General features: G+C 71.5%; 17 protein-coding genes. 9 read left to right on the forward strand and 8 right to left on the reverse strand.

The window, feature by feature from the left end; translation table 11 throughout:
* Positions 1-439, forward strand: a 439-nt coding sequence (locus CKO13_RS05095) for a copper chaperone PCu(A)C (protein WP_200257501.1), incomplete at its 5' end; no start/stop codon positions are given.
* A gap of 22 nt (positions 440-461) precedes the next feature.
* On the opposite strand, the gene CKO13_RS05100 is transcribed toward CKO13_RS05095, so the two are convergent.
* The gene (locus CKO13_RS05100; RefSeq protein WP_200257504.1) at positions 462-1,289 is read right to left on the reverse strand and encodes a TatD family hydrolase; all 828 of its coding nucleotides are present in this window, start codon (positions 1,287-1,289) and stop codon (positions 462-464) included.
* Between the two features lie 63 nt (positions 1,290-1,352).
* On the opposite strand from CKO13_RS05100, the gene CKO13_RS05105 reads away from it, so the two are divergent.
* Together CKO13_RS05105 and CKO13_RS05110 are read left to right on the forward strand one after the other, a co-directional pair.
* On the forward strand, positions 1,353-2,060 hold the full coding sequence (locus tag CKO13_RS05105) for a haloacid dehalogenase type II (protein ID WP_200257508.1): 708 nt from the start codon (positions 1,353-1,355) through the stop codon (positions 2,058-2,060).
* A gap of 44 nt (positions 2,061-2,104) precedes the next feature.
* Entirely contained in the window at positions 2,105-2,464 is a 360-nt protein-coding gene (locus CKO13_RS05110; protein WP_200257509.1) for a DUF6164 family protein, read from the forward strand.
* A 1-nt stretch (position 2,465) separates the two neighbouring features.
* Here the strand turns inward: CKO13_RS05110 and CKO13_RS05115 are convergent, their stop codons facing one another.
* The gene (locus CKO13_RS05115) at positions 2,466-3,443 is read right to left on the reverse strand and encodes an OmpA family protein (RefSeq protein WP_207132092.1); all 978 of its coding nucleotides are present in this window, start codon (positions 3,441-3,443) and stop codon (positions 2,466-2,468) included.
* Between the two features lie 324 nt (positions 3,444-3,767).
* Between CKO13_RS05115 and pufB the strand changes: the two genes are divergently transcribed.
* Both pufB and pufA read left to right on the forward strand, forming a co-directional pair.
* Positions 3,768-3,995, forward strand: a complete 228-nt coding sequence (pufB, locus tag CKO13_RS05120) for a light-harvesting antenna LH1, beta subunit (RefSeq protein WP_200257512.1) — start codon at positions 3,768-3,770, stop codon at positions 3,993-3,995.
* A gap of 12 nt (positions 3,996-4,007) precedes the next feature.
* Positions 4,008-4,202 carry a light-harvesting antenna LH1, alpha subunit gene (gene pufA / locus CKO13_RS05125; protein WP_200257514.1) on the forward strand — a complete coding sequence of 65 codons (195 nt, stop codon included), beginning with the start codon at positions 4,008-4,010 and terminating at the stop codon, positions 4,200-4,202.
* A gap of 245 nt (positions 4,203-4,447) precedes the next feature.
* Here the strand turns inward: pufA and acnA are convergent, their stop codons facing one another.
* The 3 genes from acnA to mnmA all read right to left on the reverse strand — a co-directional run bounded on the left by acnA (position 4,448) and on the right by mnmA (position 9,070).
* Complete coding sequence (gene acnA, locus CKO13_RS05130) at positions 4,448-7,198, reverse strand: aconitate hydratase AcnA (protein ID WP_200257516.1); 2,751 nt, start codon at positions 7,196-7,198, stop codon at positions 4,448-4,450.
* Between the two features lie 88 nt (positions 7,199-7,286).
* Positions 7,287-7,919: a high frequency lysogenization protein HflD gene (gene hflD / locus CKO13_RS05135; protein ID WP_200257518.1), complete on the reverse strand. Its 633-nt coding sequence runs from the start codon at positions 7,917-7,919 to the stop codon at positions 7,287-7,289.
* Positions 7,916-9,070 carry a tRNA 2-thiouridine(34) synthase MnmA gene (mnmA, locus tag CKO13_RS05140; protein ID WP_200257520.1) on the reverse strand — a complete coding sequence of 385 codons (1,155 nt, stop codon included), beginning with the start codon at positions 9,068-9,070 and terminating at the stop codon, positions 7,916-7,918. The genes hflD and mnmA overlap by 4 nt, the downstream gene beginning before the upstream one ends.
* Positions 9,071-9,481: 411 nt before the next feature.
* On the opposite strand from mnmA, the gene aceA reads away from it, so the two are divergent.
* The 3 genes from aceA (at position 9,482) to clpA (ending at position 13,551) form a co-directional block, all read left to right on the forward strand.
* Positions 9,482-10,750, forward strand: coding sequence for an isocitrate lyase (aceA, locus tag CKO13_RS05145; RefSeq protein ID WP_200257522.1), 1,269 nt, complete (start codon positions 9,482-9,484; stop codon positions 10,748-10,750).
* A 120-nt stretch (positions 10,751-10,870) separates the two neighbouring features.
* Positions 10,871-11,194, forward strand: a complete 324-nt coding sequence (gene clpS / locus CKO13_RS05150) for an ATP-dependent Clp protease adapter ClpS (protein WP_200257523.1) — start codon at positions 10,871-10,873, stop codon at positions 11,192-11,194.
* Positions 11,195-11,280: 86 nt separating this feature from the next.
* A complete protein-coding gene (gene clpA / locus CKO13_RS05155; protein WP_200257525.1) occupies positions 11,281-13,551 on the forward strand; it encodes an ATP-dependent Clp protease ATP-binding subunit ClpA in 2,271 nt (756 codons plus the stop codon).
* Positions 13,552-13,658: 107 nt separating this feature from the next.
* Here clpA and infA read toward each other — a convergent pair whose 3' ends face one another.
* The 3 genes from infA to aat all read right to left on the reverse strand — a co-directional run bounded on the left by infA (position 13,659) and on the right by aat (position 15,472).
* Entirely contained in the window at positions 13,659-13,877 is a 219-nt protein-coding gene (gene infA, locus CKO13_RS05160) for a translation initiation factor IF-1 (RefSeq protein WP_200257527.1), read from the reverse strand.
* Between the two features lie 132 nt (positions 13,878-14,009).
* A complete protein-coding gene (locus CKO13_RS05165) occupies positions 14,010-14,729 on the reverse strand; it encodes an arginyltransferase (RefSeq protein ID WP_200257529.1) in 720 nt (239 codons plus the stop codon).
* Positions 14,726-15,472 (reverse strand): leucyl/phenylalanyl-tRNA--protein transferase, encoded by a 747-nt coding sequence (gene aat / locus CKO13_RS05170; RefSeq protein WP_200257531.1) that lies wholly within the window; start codon positions 15,470-15,472, stop codon positions 14,726-14,728. The genes CKO13_RS05165 and aat overlap by 4 nt, the downstream gene beginning before the upstream one ends.
* A 171-nt stretch (positions 15,473-15,643) precedes the next feature.
* On the opposite strand from aat, the gene CKO13_RS05175 reads away from it, so the two are divergent.
* A partial coding sequence (locus CKO13_RS05175) for a DNA translocase FtsK 4TM domain-containing protein (protein WP_338034587.1) occupies positions 15,644-16,550 on the forward strand: 907 nt, incomplete at its 3' end.

The following is a 16,550-nucleotide window of genomic DNA, read 5'->3' on the forward strand; positions in this document are numbered from 1 at the left end:
GGCCCCGGGCCGCAGCGCCGGCGGAGCCGGCGGCTCGGCGGGGCGGAGGGGGGCGGCCGCGGAGGCCGTCTCGGTCGAGCGGATCTGGGTCGCGGCGAGCGCGCCGGGGCAGGGGACGGTCAGCGGCGAGGCGGCGCTGGCGAACAGCGCCGGGCAGGGGCACCGGCTCGTCGCCGTCTACACCAGTGCCGCCGAGGAGGTGATCCTCCATACGACCTTCCGCGCCGGCACCGGCGTCCGCCACGCCCGTCCGCTGCAGGGGCTCTACCTCCCGGCCGGGGAGCGGGTCGAGCTGCGCCCCGGCGGGCCGCAGCTGCGGCTCATCGACCTGCGGCGGCCGCTGAGCCAGGGGGAGGCCATCTCCGTGGTGCTGCGCTTCGCCGACGGCAGCCGCAAGCGCGTCGAGGCCCCGGTGCGGGCGCCGCTGCGGGGCGGCTGAGGGCCCCGCCGCCGGGCCCGGGCTACTCCTCGAGGGCGGTGGAGCGGGCCTCGACGCCGAAGAAGCGGCGCGCCACCGCGGTGGAGGTGGCCGCGAGCTCCTCGACGTCGCGCCCGGTGTGGCGGGCCACGGCGCGGCCGATGTGCGGCAGCAGGCACGGCTCGTTGCGGCGGTTCTTGACCGGCAGCCCGAAGGCCTGCGGGTCGACGTCGCGGGGCAGGAGGTAGGGGCAGTCGGTCTCGACCATCAGCCGCTCCGGGGGGATCTCGGCCACCGCCCGGCGCAGGGCCTCGCCGCGGCGCTCGTCGCAGAGCCAGCCGGTGACGCCGATGTGCAGCCCGAGCTCGAGGTACTCGCGGGCCGCCTCCGGGCCCTCGGTGAAGCAGTGGGCCACGCCGCCGGCGAGCTCGTCGCGGTAGGCGCGGATCATCTCGCTGAAGCGCTGGTGGGCGTCGCGCTGGTGGAGGAAGATCGGCATCTGCAGCTCGGCGGCGAGCTCGAGGTGGCGCTCGAAGGCGTGCTGCTGCTCGCGGGGGCTGGAGTGGTTGCGGTAGAAGTCGAGCCCGGTCTCGCCGATGGCGACCACCTCGGGCCGCGCCGCCAGCTCGCGGAGGACGGACTCCGCGTCGGCGGAGAACTCCTTGGCCATGTGCGGGTGGAAGCCGGCGGTGGCGTAGAGCCGGCCCGGGTGCTCGGCGGCGAGCGCCTGGGCGCGGGCCGACTCCTGCTCGTCGATGCCGGTGACGAACAGCTGCGTCACCCCCGCCGCCTCGGCCCGCTCGAGCACGGCCCCGAGGTCCTTGCGGAAGGTGTCGTGGGTCAGGTTGGCGCCGATATCGATCCATTCCATAGTGCGGCCGATTGTAACAGCCTTGGGGCGCACGCGGCGCGGGCGAGGAGGTAGACTACGGCGATGGCCCTCACACTAGCGTTCGACGTCTACGGCACCCTGATCGACACCCACGGCGTCGTCGAGGCGCTGCGCCCGCGCCTCGGCAGCCGGGCGCTGGCCTTCGCCCGCGCCTGGCGGGACAAGCAGCTCGAGTACGCCTTCCGGCGCACGGTCATGGGCTGCTACGCCGACTTCTCGGTGTGCGTCGACCAGGCGCTGACCTACACGGCGCAGGCGTTCGGGGTCACCCTCGGCGCGGGCGAGCGCGGCGATCTCCTGGCGGCGTACCAGCGCCTGCCGGCGATGTCCGACGCCGAGCCGGGCCTTGCGGCCCTGCACGAGGCCGGCTACTGCAGCTACGCCTTCTCCAACGGCAGCCGCGAGGCGGTGAGCAAGCTCCTCGGCGACAGCGGCCTGCGCCCCTACGTCCGCGACATCGTCAGCGTCGAGGAGGCGGCCGCCTTCAAGCCCAGCCCGGCGGTCTACCAGCTCTTCCTCGAGCGCACCGGCGCCGCGGCGGAGCAGACCTGGCTGGTCTCGAGCAACGCCTTCGACGTGATCGGCGCGCTCGCGGCCGGCTGGCGGGCCGCCTGGGTCCGGCGCCTGCCCGATGCGGTCTTCGACCCGTGGGGCCTCGAGCCGACGGTGACCGTCTCGACGCTCAACGAGCTGCCGCAGGTCCTGCCGCCGCCCGCAAGCGCGGCGGCCGGCACCCGCCAGGGCGGGTGAGCGCGCCATTGCCAAGGGCGCGGCGGCGCCGCAGAATCGAGCCCATGGCCAGGCTGCTGATGAACCTGCGGGGCGTCGGGGACGACGAGGCCGAGGAGGTACGGGCCCTGCTCGAGGCGCACCGCATCGACTACTACGAGACGCCGCCGAACCGCTGGGGCATCAGCCAGGGCGGCATCTGGCTGCGCGATCCCGGCGAGCTCGCCGAGGCGCGGCGGCTCCTGGCGGGCTACCAGGAGGAGCGCGGCCGGCGGGTGCGGGCCGAGCACGAGGCGCAGCGCCGCAGCGGCGAGCTCGAGACCGTCGCCCAGCGCCTGGTGCGCGCCCCGGTGCGCGTGCTCCTCTACCTCGCCCTCGCGGCGACCGTCCTCGCCCTGACGCTGCTGCCGTTCCTCGGGCTCTGAGTCAGAGCGCCGTGCGCAGCTCCACCCGGCGCTGCTCGGCAAGCTCGAGGGCGCTGCCGGCCTCCGCCCCGCTCCCCTCGTGGAGGCGCGCCTCGATCTCGATGCGCTCCTCGGGGACCCCGCCGCGGATCAGCTCGTCGCGGACCGCCCGGGCGCGGGCGCGGGCGAGGCGCTGGTTGATCTCGGGCTCGCCCCGGGCGTCGGCGTAGCCGGTGGCGAGCACCACCCCCCAGTGGGGGTTGCCCTCGAGGTGGCGGATGAACTCGCGGATGCGCTCGAGGGCGTCCCGCGTCAGCGCCGCGCTGCCGGTGGCGAAGTAGACCTCGGTCTGCGGCCCGCGGGGCAGCCGCGGCAGGTTGCCCTCCCAGGTCGGCCCGCTGCCGCCGGCGTCGGCGAGGGGCTCGCCGGTGCGGCCGGGGATGATGGCGCCCCGGGTCGCCACCCCGGCGTCGACCCGCTCCTGGCGGTCGATGCACCCGAGGTACTGCCGGTGGGCCGGGCGGAAGGCAGCGGGGGTCAGGGCGATGGTGACCGGCCGGTCGCTGTAGCTCGGGGTGTAGTGGATCTGCGGCTCCCGGCCGTTGCGCAGCGCCTCGAGCAGCCGCTGGGTGGTCTGGCGGCTGAAGCGCACGGTCCGCGGGCTGGGGTGGACGCGCAGGGGCTCGACGCGCTGCCGGCCCCCGCCTCCCCAGGGCGGCGGGGCGATGTAGAGCGTCCCCTCGAGCTCCTTGCGCGGCGGCCGGCGGGCGAAGAAGCTCAGGTACTGCCGGCCGTCGGCGTGGCGGTAGCTGATCAGCGCCACGCCCGCCTGGGGCAGCTCGTGGACGAGGTGGCAGCCGGAGCGGCCCTCGAAGGCGTGCCACTGCGCCCGGTGGGGGTCGTTGCGGTAGACCTGGCTCGCGTCGGCGGCGTGGGCTGCGCCCAGGGCCGACAGGAGCAGGGCGGCGATTAGCGAAGCAGGGGCGATCTTCGGCATCATATCCGATATATCGGCACTGCAAGGGGGTGGCTGAATCCCTTGCGGCGCGGGCCAGGGGGTGCGGTTATACGCCACCACACAGGCTCTGCCTTTTGCGTTACCTTGCAATTGAACTCGATGGCAGGCATTGCACGAAATGCAAGCGGTAATGGCCACGGGGATAGGCATCGAGTTCCGAGTAGCGGCTGCGCAAGCAGCTGAGCTCGAGACTCCAGACCGGGCCGCGGGCCCGGCGAAGCGGTCCCACGTTAGCGTGGGGTAGACCCCTGCCGCGCGGGGTGTTGCGCGGTACCGGCAAAAACGCTGAACGGAGGACAAAGGCTCATGGCTGACAATACGTCACTGACAAACCTTAGCGATGAGGAAGCTAAGGAGTTCCACAGCATCTTCATGCAGAGCTTCCTGATCTTTGTGGCGGTGGCTGTGGTGGCGCACATCCTGGCCTGGGCTTGGCGGCCCTGGATCCCCGCCCCCGAGGGCTACGGCTCCGTGGTCGAGGGCGCCCAGAGTGTGGCCGCCGCTGTCCAGCAGATCGCCCCGTTTGTTGCATAAGGAGTAAGAACCATGTGGAGACTCTGGAAGCTGTACGATCCGCGTCGCGTCCTGACGGGCATTGGCGTGTGGCTCGGCGTCCTGGCGCTGCTGATCCACTTCATCCTGCTCAGCACCGAGCGGTTCAACTGGCTCGAGGGCGCAGCTGCGGCTGCCGATGCTAGCGCTGAGACCGTGGCCGAGGCCACGACGCAGCGCCAGGTCTAAAACAGGCCTGATCGGGTCCACGGGGGCCTCTCCGCGTGCGCTAGCGCCGGGGAGGCCTGCCGGGGCCTAAAAGAAGCATAAAGGGGTATCAATTAAGGGGCGCAAGCCCCTTTTTTTATGCCTTGAGACCGGACGCAGATCCCCTGCTGCCGTGCGGCCTCAAAAAGGCCAAAAAGAAAAAGGGCCGGAAGGGGGCTTCCCCCTTCCGGCCCTCGTACGGCCGACGCGGGCCTCGTCCTGGTCCGCTAGGCGGAGCCGCCGGCGAGCTCGCGCAGGACGTAGTGGAGGATGCCGCCGTGGCGGTAGTAGGCCCACTCCTCCGGGGTGTCGATGCGCACCCGGGCCTCGAACGCCACCTCGCTGCCGTCGGGGCGCCGCGCGGTGACCTGCACGGTCTCCGGCTCCGCCGTCACGCCCGTGATGTCGAAGGCCTCATCGCCGCTCAGGCCGAGGGAGGCGGCGCTCTCGCCGGGGGCGAACTGCAGCGGCAGGACGCCGAAGCCGACCAGGTTGGAGCGGTGGATGCGCTCGTAGCTCTCGGCGATGACCGCCTTGACGCCGAGCAGCTTGGTCCCCTTGGCCGCCCAGTCGCGGGAGGAGCCGGTGCCGTACTCCTTGCCCGCGAGCACCACCAGCGGCGTCTCCTCCTGCTGGTAGCGCATCGCCGCGTCGAAGATGGTCATCTGCTCGCCGCCCGGGACGTAGGTGGTCCAGCCGCCCTCGGTGCCCGGGGCCATCTTGTTGCGCAGGCGGACGTTGGCGAAGGTCCCGCGCATCATGACCTCGTGGTTGCCGCGCCGCGAGCCGTAGGAGTTGAACTCGCTCGGCGCCACGCCCTGCGCCTGCAGGTACTGCCCGGCCGGGCTGTCGGGGTGGATGGCCCCCGCCGGCGAGATATGGTCGGTGGTGATGGAGTCGCCGACGTAGACCAGGCAGCGGGCCCCGCGGATGTCCTGCAGCGGCTCCGGCTCCTTCGTCATGCCCTCGAAGTAGGGCGGGTGCTTGACGTAGGTCGAGGGCCGCCAGTCGTAGAGCTCGCCCTCGGGGACGTCGAGGGCGCGCCACATCTCGTTGCCCTCGAAGACGTCGGCGTAGCGCTCGCGGTACATCTGCGCCGAGACGGAGCCGCCGATGAGCTCGGCGACCTCGCGCTGGCTCGGCCACAGGTCCTTGAGGTAGACGGCGTTGCCGTCGCTGTCGGTGCCGAGGGGCTCGCGGTAGAGGTCGACGGCCATGCTGCCGGCGAGGGCGTAGGCGACCACCAGCGGCGGCGAGGCGAGGTAGTTGGCGCGCACGTCCGGGTGGATGCGCCCCTCGAAGTTGCGGTTGCCCGAGAGGACGCCGGCGACGCACAGGTCGCCCTCGCGGATGCCCTCGGAGACGGCCTCCGGCAGCGGCCCGGAGTTGCCGATGCAGGTGGTGCAGCCGAAGCCGACCAGCGAGAAGCCGAGGGCGTCGAGGTCCTCGAGCAGCCCGGCCTTCTCCAGGTAGGCGGGGACGACCTGGGAGCCGGGGGCGAGGCTGGTCTTGACCCAGGGCTTGGGCATCAGGCCGCGCTCGCGGGCCCGCTTGGCCAGCAGCCCGGCGGCGATGAGCACGGCCGGGTTGGAGGTGTTGGTGCACGAGGTGATCGCGGCGATGACCACCGCGCCGTGCTTGAGCCACTCCTTGCGGCCGTTGAGCTCGATCTCGACGGCGCCGGTCTCGTGGGCGTTGTCGACGCCGGGGGCGCAGTGGCCGCCCTCGCCCTCGAAGCTCTCCTCCTCGGCGCTCGCGGGCACGCCCTGGTGGGCGGGGAGGTACTCGTCGAGGGTGTTGAGGAAGCTGGCCTTGGCGTCGGTCAGGGCGATGCGGTCCTGCGGGCGCTTCGGCCCGGCGAGGCTCGGCACCACCGTGGCGAGGTCGAGCGTCAGGGTGTCGGAGTACTCCGCCTCGCGGGTGCCGGTCTCCCGCCACAGCCCCTGCGCCTTGGCGTACCGCTCGGTGAGCTCGATGAGGTCGCTGTCGCGGCCGGTGAGCTCCATGTAGTTGAGCGTCTCGCGGTCGATGGGGAAGATACCGCAGGTGGCGCCGTACTCCGGGGCCATGTTGGCGATGGTGGCGCGGTCGGCCAGGGGCAGGCAGTCGAGGCCGTCGCCGTAGAACTCGACGAACTTGCCGACCACGCCCTTGCGCCGGAGCATCTCGGTGACGGTGAGCACCAGGTCCGTGGCCGTCGCCCCCTCGGGGAGCTCGCCGGTGAGCTTGAAGCCGATGACCTCGGGGACGAGCATGCTGATGGGCTGGCCGAGCATGGCCGCCTCGGCCTCGATGCCGCCGACACCCCAGCCGAGGATGCCGAGCCCGTTGATCATGGTGGTGTGGGAGTCGGTCCCGACGAGGGTGTCCGGGTAGGCCTGCGGCGTGCCGCCCTCGGGCTGGTTGCGGAAGACGACCTGGCCGAGGTACTCGAGGTTGACCTGGTGGACGATGCCCGTGCCCGGCGGCACGACGCGGAAGTTCGAGAAGGCGGTCTGGCCCCAGCGCAGGAACTCGTAGCGCTCGCGGTTGCGCTTGAACTCCATCTCGGTGTTGAGCTGCAGGGCCTGGCGGTTGCCGAAGTGGTCGACCATGACGGAGTGGTCGATGACCAGGTCCACCGGCGAGAGGGGGTTGATCTGGTCCGCCGAGCCGCCGAGCCGCTCCATGGCGTTGCGCATGGCGGCGAGGTCGACCACGGCGGGGACGCCGGTGAAGTCCTGGAGCACGACCCGGGCCGGGGTGAAGGCGATCTGGTCCTTCGGCGCAGCCTTGGGGTCCCAGTTGAGCACCGCCTCGATGTGCTCGCGGGTGACGCTGCTGCCGTCCTCGGTGCGCAGCAGGTTCTCGAGCAGGATCTTCAGCGAGTAGGGCAGCCGGTCGACGTCGTAGTGCCGGCGCGGGCCGTCGAGGCTGAAGATCTCGTAGGTCTGGCCCGCAGCCTCGAGGGTCGTGCGCGCGTTGAAGCTGTCCGTCATGGATCCTCCGGTTCTTCGAATAAGGAGCGCTTATACGATACCGCGGTGTTTCCTGTAAGCGTAGGGCAGCAGCCGCGCCGTCGAGGGGCTACGCCTGCTCGGGGAGGGCGTCGAGCAGCCCGCGGCCGGCCGCCGCGATCCGGCCCCGGTGCAGCAGGAGGGTCAGCCGCCCGCCGCCCTGGTCCCGCCAGAGGCTGGCGCCGCGGATGGCGCACAGCAGCAGCGTGCGGATGAGCGCGGCGTTGCGCTCGTCCTCGAGGTACTGCTGCTCGCCGCGGACCATCAGCCGCGGCCCCATCTCGCTGATGCTCTGGCTGTAGAGGTCGCCGAGGCGGTGGAGGACGTTGGTGTGGGCGGCGCTGCCGAAGTACTCGGCCTGGCGCTGCGCCTCCTCGAGCCCGCGGCGGACGCGCTCGAGCAGCTCGCCGCGCTTCATGAGCCGGCGCTCGAGGTGGAGGATCGCCGCGACGTAGCGGGTGGTCTCCGCGTCGCGCGGCTGCTCGAGCTGCTCGATGGTCCGGCGCAGGCCCGGGCCGAGGCGCTCGCCGCCGTAGAGCTCGGCGACGGAGCCCTGGTACTCGCCGAGCAGCCCCTCGACGAGGGGGTGGTAGAGCTCGGCCTCGGTGCCGCCGTGGTGGGCGATCTCGTGCACGCCCTGGACGGCCTGGAGGATGACGGCGAGGGCTAGCGCTTGCTCGTCGTGGCTCTTCTCTGCGCTCAAAGGGCCTCCACGGATTGCTCGTTGTTCCTTGCCGCGCCGGGGGCACCGCTGCGCCCGGGGGGCGCCGTCGCGGCGATGGCGCCGCCCCCGAGGCAGTGCGCGCCGTCGTAGAGCACGAGGTACTGCCCCGGCGTCGTAGCCCGCTGGGGCGTGTCGAAGCGGAAGGCGACGCCCCCGCCGCTGCGGTGCTCGAGGCGGCCCGGCTGGGGGCGCTGGCGGTAGCGCACCTGGGCGTGCAGCCGGGCGCCCTCGGGCGGCGGCGGCGCGAGCCAGTGGAAGGCGCCGGTCGCCGCGCAGGCGCTGAGCAGGCTGGGGTGGTCGTGGCCCGGCACGACGATCAGCGCGTTGCGCTCGTGGTCCTTGGCGGCGACGTACCACGGCCCCGCCGCGCCGTGGCCGCCGCCGATGCCGAGCCCCCGGCGCTGGCCGAGCGTATAGAAGGCCAGCCCCTGGTGCCGGCCGAGCTCGCGGCCCTCCTCGGTGAGGATCGGCCCGGGGCTCGGGGCGATGTAGCGCTGCAGGAACTGGGCGAAGTCGCGCTCGCCGATGAAGCAGATCCCGGTGCTGTCGGGGCGGCCGTGGTTCGGCAGCCCCGCCTCGAGCGCCTCGCGGCGCACCGCGTCCTTGGTGAGCTCGCCGAGGGGGAAGCGGGCCCGGGCGAGGGCCTCGGGCGCGACGGCGGCGAGGAAGTAGCTCTGGTCCTTGCCCGGGTCGCGGCCGCGCAGCAGCCGCGGCGCACGCCCCTCCGGCGCCCGCTCCAGCCGGGCGTAGTGGCCGGTGGCGACGGCGTCGGCGCCGAGCTGTTCGCGGGCGTGGCGCAGGAAGAGGTCGAACTTGACGTACCGGTTGCAGAGGATATCGGGGTTGGGGGTGCGCCCGGCGCGCAGCTCCTCGAGCGCCGCGGCGAAGACCCGCTCGCGGTACGCGGCGGCGAAGTTGACGCGGTGCAGCCGGATGCCGAGGTGCGCGGCCACCGCCTCGGCGGAGGCGAGGTCCGCCTCGGCGGCGCAGTAGCTGAGGGTGTCGTCGTCCTCCCAGTTCTTCATGAACAGCCCCTCGACCGCGTGGCCGGCGCGCAGCAGGCGCAACGCGGCCACCGCGGAGTCGACTCCGCCGGAGAGGCCGACGACGGTGCGCTCGGGGGGGCTCATCTTGCAGGGATCCACACTCTCGGGTAGCGCCAATTGGCGCACTAGGCTACCACACTGGGTACTTGATGTATGTCAATTTGTGGGTATGATCGGCGGGCTTGCGGGCGTTGCGGAGGGCGCCGGGGTGCGGCTCCGCTACGCTGATCTATCAGCAAGATCTATCGTTTGCAAAGGCTTGCCAAATGCTGCGCTGCGCCATAAAATCACATCCCCGTTGGTCCGGTGCGAGCCTCGACCCCGAGGCGCCGCGCCGGGGCACAAGCCGGCGGGACCCGGCCTTGGGGGACCCCGCCCCGCGGCCGGGATGCCCCACGAGGGCGGCTCGACGGCCGTACGCTGCAGTAGCCACAGCTCGGAATCCATTTGACCCGGGTCCGCTCACGCTCTCGACCCGGACGGGAGGCAACCTACATGTTGAAAGATCAAGCGGCGATTGAGCGCGATTGGGCAGAGAACCCGCGCTGGAAGGGGGTCTACCGCCCCTACGGCGCCGATGAGGTCGTGCGCCTGCGCGGTACCGTCGAGGTGGAGTACAGCCTGGCTCGCCAGGGCGCGGAGAAGCTCTGGAAGTCCATGCACGAGATGCCGTACGTCAACGCCCTCGGGGCGCTGACCGGCAACCAGGCGCTGCAGCAGGTCAAGGCGGGGCTCAACGCCATCTACCTCTCGGGCTGGCAGGTGGCCGCCGACGCCAACCTCGGGCAGACGATGTACCCGGACCAGTCCCTCTACCCGGCCAACTCGGTGCCGGCCGTCGTCGACCGCATCAACAACGCCCTGATGCGCGCCGACGAGATCCACCACGCCGAGGGCAATGAGCCCTTCGACTTCATGAAGCCCATCGTCGCGGACGCCGAGGCCGGCTTCGGCGGCGTGCTCAACGCCTTCGAGCTGATGAAGGGGATGATCCGCGCCGGGGCCGCCGGCGTGCACTTCGAGGACCAGCTCGCCTCGGTCAAGAAGTGCGGCCACATGGGCGGCAAGGTCCTGCTGCCGACCCAGGAGGCGGTGCAGAAGCTCATCGCCGCGCGCCTGGCCGCCGACGTCATGGACGTGCCGACGCTCATCGTCGGCCGGACCGACGCCGAGGCCGCGGACCTGCTGACCTCGGACGTCGACGACAACGACAAGCCCTTCATCACCGGCGAGCGCACGGTCGAGGGCTTCTACCGGACCAAGGCCGGCCTGGAGCAGGCGATCAGCCGCGGCGTCGCCTACGCCCCCTACGCCGACGTGGTCTGGTGCGAGACCGGCAAGCCGGATATCGGCTTCGCCCGCGAGTTCGCCCAGGCGGTCCAGGAGAAGAGCCCGGGCAAGCTGCTCGCCTACAACTGCTCGCCGTCGTTCAACTGGGCCGGCAACCTGGACGAGAAGACCATCCGCAGCTTCCAGGACCAGCTCGGCGAGCTGGGCTACAAGTTCCAGTTCATCACGCTCGCCGGCTTCCACGCCCTGAACTACTCGATGTTCGAGCTCGCCCGGGGCTACAAGGAGCGGCAGATGGAGGCCTACTCGGAGCTCCAGCAGGCCGAGTTCGCCGCCGAGCAGTACGGCTACACGGCCACGCGCCACCAGCGCGAGGTCGGCGCCGGCTACTTCGACGCCGTGACCAACGTCATCCAGGGCGGGACCTCCTCGGTGACCGCGCTGACCGGCTCGACCGAGGAAGAGCAGTTCTAGGCGCAGGCCGCGCCGCGAGGTAGCCGGTCGAGCCCGGGGCGGCCTGAGCGCCGCCCCGGGCTTTTTTGTGGCACCCCCTTGCATTGGCCGCCGGCGCGAGCACTATATAGAATGCCCAATATGGCAGGAGAAGAGCCGGACAAGAGCGAGCCGCAGGGCCCGGAGGTGGAGACGGCGCGCCCGGAGCTGCGCCAGCCGCCGCTCTACAAGGTCGTGCTGCTCAACGACGACTACACCCCCATGGACTTCGTCGTCGAGGTGCTGCAGCGGTTCTTCGACAAGGACCGCAACCAGGCGACACAGATCATGCTGCACGTCCATACTCAGGGTAAGGGCGTCTGCGGCACCTACAGCCGCGACGTCGCCGAGACGAAGGTCTCGCAGGTCAACGACTACGCACGCGAGCACGAGCACCCGCTACTGTGTACGATGGAAGAGGCTTGAGTCACTCTAGGAACCGTACGTCTTCGGCCGAGTCCAACAACTGTGGAGCCGGCCGACGGCCGAGCCCTCAGACGAGGTGGTGAGGCATGCTGAGCAAAGAGTTAGAGTTTACCCTCAACCTGGCCTTCAAGGACGCCCGGGAGAAGCGCCACGAGTTCCTGACGGTCGAGCACCTGCTGCTCGCCCTCACGGACAACCCTGCGGCCTCCCAGGTGCTCAAGGCGTGCGGTGCGGACCTCGAGCGGCTGCGCGGCGACCTGCAGGCGTTCCTCGCCGAGACCACGCCGCTGCTGCCGGCCAACGACAGCCGCGAGACGCAGCCGACGCTCGGCTTCCAGCGCGTCCTGCAGCGTGCCATCCTCCACGTGCAGTCCTCCGGCAAGCGGGAGGTCACGGGCGCCAACGTCCTCGTGGCGATCTTCAGCGAGCAGGAGTCGCAGGCCGTCTACTTCCTGCACAAGCAGAACATCTCGCGGCTCGACGTGGTCAACTACATCTCCCACGGCATCTCCTCGGTCGGGGGGGAGGAGGATATGGGCAAGGAGGAGAGCGGTCCGGCGGAAGAGGAGGGCGCAGCCGAGCCCTCCCAGAACGGCTCGCCCCTGGAGCAGTACGCCACCAACCTCAACCAGCGCGCGCGCGCCGGGCAGATCGATCCGCTCATCGGCCGGCGCTACGAGATCGAGCGCACGGTCCAGGTCCTGTGCCGGCGGCGCAAGAACAACCCGCTGTTCGTCGGCGAGGCCGGCGTGGGCAAGACCGCCATCGCCGAGGGGCTGGCCAAGCACATCGTCGAGGGCGAGGTGCCGGACGTGCTCAAGGAGAGCACCATCTACGCGCTCGACCTCGGCGCCCTGGTGGCCGGGACGAAGTACCGCGGCGACTTCGAGAAGCGGCTCAAGGCGCTGCTCCACCAGCTCAAGAAGGATCGGGGCTCGATCCTGTTCATCGACGAGATCCACACCATCATCGGCGCGGGCTCGGCCTCCGGCGGCGTCATGGACGCCTCGAACCTGATCAAGCCCATGCTCGCCTCCGGCGAGCTGCGCTGCATCGGCTCGACGACCTACCAGGAGTACCGCAGCATCTTCGAGAAGGATCGCGCCCTGGCGCGGCGTTTCCAGAAGATCGACGTCAGCGAGCCGACCGTCGAGGACACCGTGCAGATCCTCAAGGGGCTGAAGAGCCGCTTCGAGGAGCACCACAACGTGCGCTTCACGGAGCCGGCGCTGCAGTCGGCGGCGGAGCTGTCGGCGAAGTACATCAACGACCGCCGGCTGCCGGACAAGGCCATCGACGTCATCGACGAGGCCGGCGCGCGCCTGCGCCTGCGCCCGCGCTCCAAGCGCCGCAAGACGGTGGGCGTGCCGGATATCGAGTCCATCGTGGCGAAGATCGCCCGGATCCCGCCCAAGCGCGTCTCCAACCAGGACATGAAGATCCTCGAGAACCTCGAGGACGAGCTCAAGGGGCTGATCTTCGGCCAGGACGAGGCCATCGAGAGCCTCGCCTCGACGATCAAGATGTCCCGCGCGGGCCTGGGGACGCCGGACCGCCCGGTGGGCAGCTTCCTCTTCGCCGGGCCGACGGGCGTCGGCAAGACCGAGGTCACCCGGCAGCTCGCCGAGCTCACCGGCGTGCCGCTGATCCGCTTCGACATGTCGGAGTACATGGAGCGGCACACCGTCTCGCGGCTCATCGGCGCGCCGCCGGGCTACGTCGGCTACGACCAGGGCGGGCTGCTCACCGAGGAGGTGATCAAGCACCCCCACTCGGTGGTCCTGCTCGATGAGATCGAGAAGGCGCACCCGGACGTCTTCAACCTGCTGCTGCAGGTCATGGACCACGGCGCGCTCACCGACAACAACGGCCGCGAGGCGGACTTCCGCAACGTCATCCTGGTGATGACCACCAACGCCGGGGCCGAGGAGATGAGCAAGCGCGCCATCGGCTTCACCACCGAGGCCACGACCCAGGACAGCATGGAGGCGATCCGCCGGACCTTCACCCCGGAGTTCCGCAACCGCATCGACGCGGTGGTGCAGTTCCAGGCGCTGGACCAGGAGACCGTGCAGCGGGTGGTGGACAAGTTCATCCGCCAGCTCTCCGTGCAGCTGGCCGAGAAGCGCGTCACGCTGGTGGTCGACGGCGATGCGCGGCGCTGGATCGGCGAGAAGGGCTACGACCCGCAGATGGGGGCCCGGCCCATGGCGCGCGTCATCCAGCAGCACATCAAGAAGCCGCTGGCCGAGCAGCTGCTCTTCGGCGAGCTCACGGGTGGCGGCGAGGTGGAGGTCACCGTCGAGGACGGCGAGCTCACCATCCACGTCCGCGAGCAGGATACGGAAGGGGCCTAGGCGCTACCCCTGAACGCAGGCAACCACGCCCCGGCCCAGCCGCCTTGGCAGCGGCTGGGCCGGGGCGTGGTGCGTCAATGCGGAGCGCGCAGCGGCCGGCGCTGCGCTCAGCGCTCGCGGTAGACGATCCGGCCCTTGTTCAGATCGTAGGGGGTCAGCTCGACGGTGACCTTGTCGCCGGTCAGGATGCGGATGTAGTGCTTGCGCATCTTGCCCGAGATGTGGGCGGTCACGGTGTGGCCGTTCTCGAGCTCGACCCGGAACATCGTATTGGGCAGGGTATCGAGCACCACCCCCTGCATTCGGATAGAGTCTTCCTTCGCCATGCGCCTCTCGACTCGGATCGCTGTCGCTTACGGAATCCCTCGCGCCGCCCGCCTCGAGCGCTCGTAGCGAGGCGAGCCCGCAAAACGCCGGACTATACCGGGCCCGCCGGGCTGCAGCAAGGCCTCGCCGGCCTAGTCGACGCGCTCCCATCCGGCGCCCGGGCCGCGGTAGCGCTCGTGGGGGCGGTACTGCGCCTTGTAGGCCATGCCCTGCGCCTCGGCGATCCAGTAGCCCAGGTAGACGTGGGGGCGGCCCGTGCGCCGGGCCTCGCGGAGCAGCCAGAGGATGGCCAGGGTGCCGAGCCCGCGCGCCTGCTCGTCGGGATCGAAGAAGGTATAGACCGCCGATAGCGCCCGCGGCAGGATGTCGGCCACCGTCACCGCCAGCAGCCGCCCGCCGGGGGCGGTGCGCAGCTCGTAGAAGACCGTCGGGCACCAGTCGGCGGCGAGGAAGCCCTGGGACTCGCGCCAGCCCGGGTTGCCCATGCTGCTGCCGGGGTGGCGCCGGTGGAGGTAGTCGCGGTAGAGGGCGAAGTGCTCCTGCGTCATCTGCGGCGAGCGGGGCTCGACGTAGAGCTCGGCGTTGTCGCGCAGGCAGCGCCGGTGGCGGCGCCGGGGCTGGAACTGCGCAGCGGGGATGCGCAGCGAGCGGCAGGCGCTGCAGCCCGGGCAGGCCGGCCGGTAGACGAAGGGCCCGCTGCGCCGGAAGCCCTGCTCGAGGAGGAGGCCGTAGCGCTGGCCGTCGAGCGGGGTCGAGGGCGGGATGAACGCCAGCCGCGCCGTCTGCTCGGGCAGGTAGGCGCAGGTGTGGGGGGCCGTGCGCCAGAGCTGCTGCGCGCCCTGCTCGCTCAACGCCCGCCCCGGGGCTGCTGGTTCTCGGCGACGGGATCGAGGTCCGGCTCGAGGCGCCACGGCGAGCCCCGGTGCTCGGCCCTGAGCGCGGCCTCCAGGCGCCGCAGGTACTCGGTGCGCGGGATCTCCCGGGCGCCGAGGCGCTCCAGGTGGGGGTTGGTCATCTGGCAGTCGAGGAAGTGGAACCCCCAGCGCCACAGCTGCGGGCAGAGCCACGCCAGGGCGAGCTTGGAGGCGTCCGCCATGCGGCTGAACATCGACTCGCCGAAGAAGGCGCCGTTGAGGGCCACCCCGTAGAGCCCGCCGACCAGCTCCTCCTCGAGCCAGACCTCCACCGAGTGGGCGCGGTCGCGGTGGTGGAGCTCGGTGTAGGCTGCCATCATCTCCCGGGTGATCCACGTCCCCTCCTGGTCCGGGCGCGGGCTGGCGCAGCCGGCGACCACGGCCTCGAAGGCGGTGTCGAGGGTGACCGTGTAGGGGGCCTGGCGCAGGCGGCGGCGCAGGCTGCGGCTGACGTGCAGATCGCCGCGCAGGAAGACCCCGCGGGGGTCCGGGCTCCACCAGAGGATCGGCTGCCCCTCGGCGTACCAGGGGAAGACGGCGCTGCGGTAGGCCTGGATCAGCCGGCTCGGGGAGAGATCCCCCCCGACGGCGAGCAGGCCGTTGGGCTCGTCCATGGCCTCTTCCACGGTGGGGAAGGGCTCGTTCGGGTGGTTCTCGTCCAGCCAGCGCAGCCGTTGCATACCGGTTCGGGTCACTCGGCGGAAAGGTCCGTCTACTCCTGAGGATCCAACGGATGCGCCCATTAGTAAAGCCGGTGGCCGGCCGGGCTGCCGCCGGCCGCCGGACCCTTGCCGGTGCGCGGGCGGTCGCTGACAATAGAGAGTTATCCAAGCACCTTGGCGAACTCCCCTGTGGCCTCAAGCGAAGACCCCGAACGACCCGACGAGCCCGTCCTCGGCCACCGGCTGCAGCGCCGCCTGCGCGAGGCCGCCATGGTGGTCCTGGCCAGCGTGGCCGCCTTCATGCTCCTGGCGCTGTGGAGCTACCGCCTGGGCGACCCCGACTGGGGCCAGCTCGGCGGCGGCGCCACCCCCGTCGGCAACCTCGGCGGCCTGGCGGGGGCGTGGTTCGCCGACGCCGCCCTCCGGCTCTTCGGCTACCTCGCCTACCTCCTGCCGCTGTCGCTGGGGTGGGCGGCCTACCGGGCCTTCCAGCTGCTCGACAGCGGCCCCTTCAGCCTGGCCCGGATCGATACCGGCCTGCTGGCCGTGCGCCTCGGCGGGCTGGTCCTGGGCGTGGTCGCCGCGGCGGCGCTGACGAGCCTGAACGTCGAGGCGGCGGGCCTCCCCCTGGCCGCCGGCGGGCTGCTCGGCGAGGCGGCCGCCGGCGGGCTGACAGGCCTGCTGGGCTTCGGCGGCGCCTCGCTGATGGCCCTGGCGCTGCTCCTGGCCGGGGTGACCCTGCTCACCGGCTTCTCCTGGCTGGCGCTGACCGAGTGGGTCGGCGGGTGGACCCTGGCGCTGATCGACCGCCTGCGCAGGCAGCTGGCGCACCGGCAGCGCTACCTGGAGCGGCTGCTGGCGCCCTGGTACGCCCTGCAGCGGCTCGTGGAGGGGACGGGGGCGCGCGCCGCCGCCGGCGGCAGCGAGCAGGCCGTGGACGGCGAGCAGGAGCGCGAGGTGCCGCGGATCGAGTCCAAGGTGGGCGTCCTGATGGAGCGCTACGCCGAGGCCGCGCCCGCGGAGCCGGCCGCGGCGGAGCCGGCGCCGGCCGGCGAGGGGGCCGCGGCGGCGCCGCAGCAGCAGGAGCCCGTGGAGC

This window comes from Halorhodospira neutriphila, from assembly GCF_016584055.1.
Lineage (GTDB): Bacteria > Pseudomonadota > Gammaproteobacteria > Nitrococcales > Halorhodospiraceae > Halorhodospira > Halorhodospira neutriphila.

What these genes read in the sequence shown, in the direction of transcription:
- CKO13_RS05100 (WP_200257504.1), bottom strand. Translation starts at nt 1,289, where the DNA reads ATGGAATGGATCGATATCGGCGCCAACCTGACCCACGACACCTTCCGC.
- CKO13_RS05105 (WP_200257508.1), top strand. Translation starts at nt 1,353, where the DNA reads ATGGCCCTCACACTAGCGTTCGACGTCTACGGCACCCTGATCGACACC.
- CKO13_RS05110 (WP_200257509.1), top strand. Translation starts at nt 2,105, where the DNA reads ATGGCCAGGCTGCTGATGAACCTGCGGGGCGTCGGGGACGACGAGGCC.
- CKO13_RS05115 (WP_207132092.1), bottom strand. Translation starts at nt 3,443, where the DNA reads ATGATGCCGAAGATCGCCCCTGCTTCGCTAATCGCCGCCCTGCTCCTG.
- pufB (WP_200257512.1), top strand. Translation starts at nt 3,768, where the DNA reads ATGGCTGACAATACGTCACTGACAAACCTTAGCGATGAGGAAGCTAAG.
- pufA (WP_200257514.1), top strand. Translation starts at nt 4,008, where the DNA reads ATGTGGAGACTCTGGAAGCTGTACGATCCGCGTCGCGTCCTGACGGGC.
- acnA (WP_200257516.1), bottom strand. Translation starts at nt 7,198, where the DNA reads ATGACGGACAGCTTCAACGCGCGCACGACCCTCGAGGCTGCGGGCCAG.
- mnmA (WP_200257520.1), bottom strand. Translation starts at nt 9,070, where the DNA reads ATGAGCCCCCCCGAGCGCACCGTCGTCGGCCTCTCCGGCGGAGTCGAC.
- aceA (WP_200257522.1), top strand. Translation starts at nt 9,482, where the DNA reads ATGTTGAAAGATCAAGCGGCGATTGAGCGCGATTGGGCAGAGAACCCG.
- clpS (WP_200257523.1), top strand. Translation starts at nt 10,871, where the DNA reads ATGGCAGGAGAAGAGCCGGACAAGAGCGAGCCGCAGGGCCCGGAGGTG.
- clpA (WP_200257525.1), top strand. Translation starts at nt 11,281, where the DNA reads ATGCTGAGCAAAGAGTTAGAGTTTACCCTCAACCTGGCCTTCAAGGAC.
- infA (WP_200257527.1), bottom strand. Translation starts at nt 13,877, where the DNA reads ATGGCGAAGGAAGACTCTATCCGAATGCAGGGGGTGGTGCTCGATACC.
- aat (WP_200257531.1), bottom strand. Translation starts at nt 15,472, where the DNA reads ATGCAACGGCTGCGCTGGCTGGACGAGAACCACCCGAACGAGCCCTTC.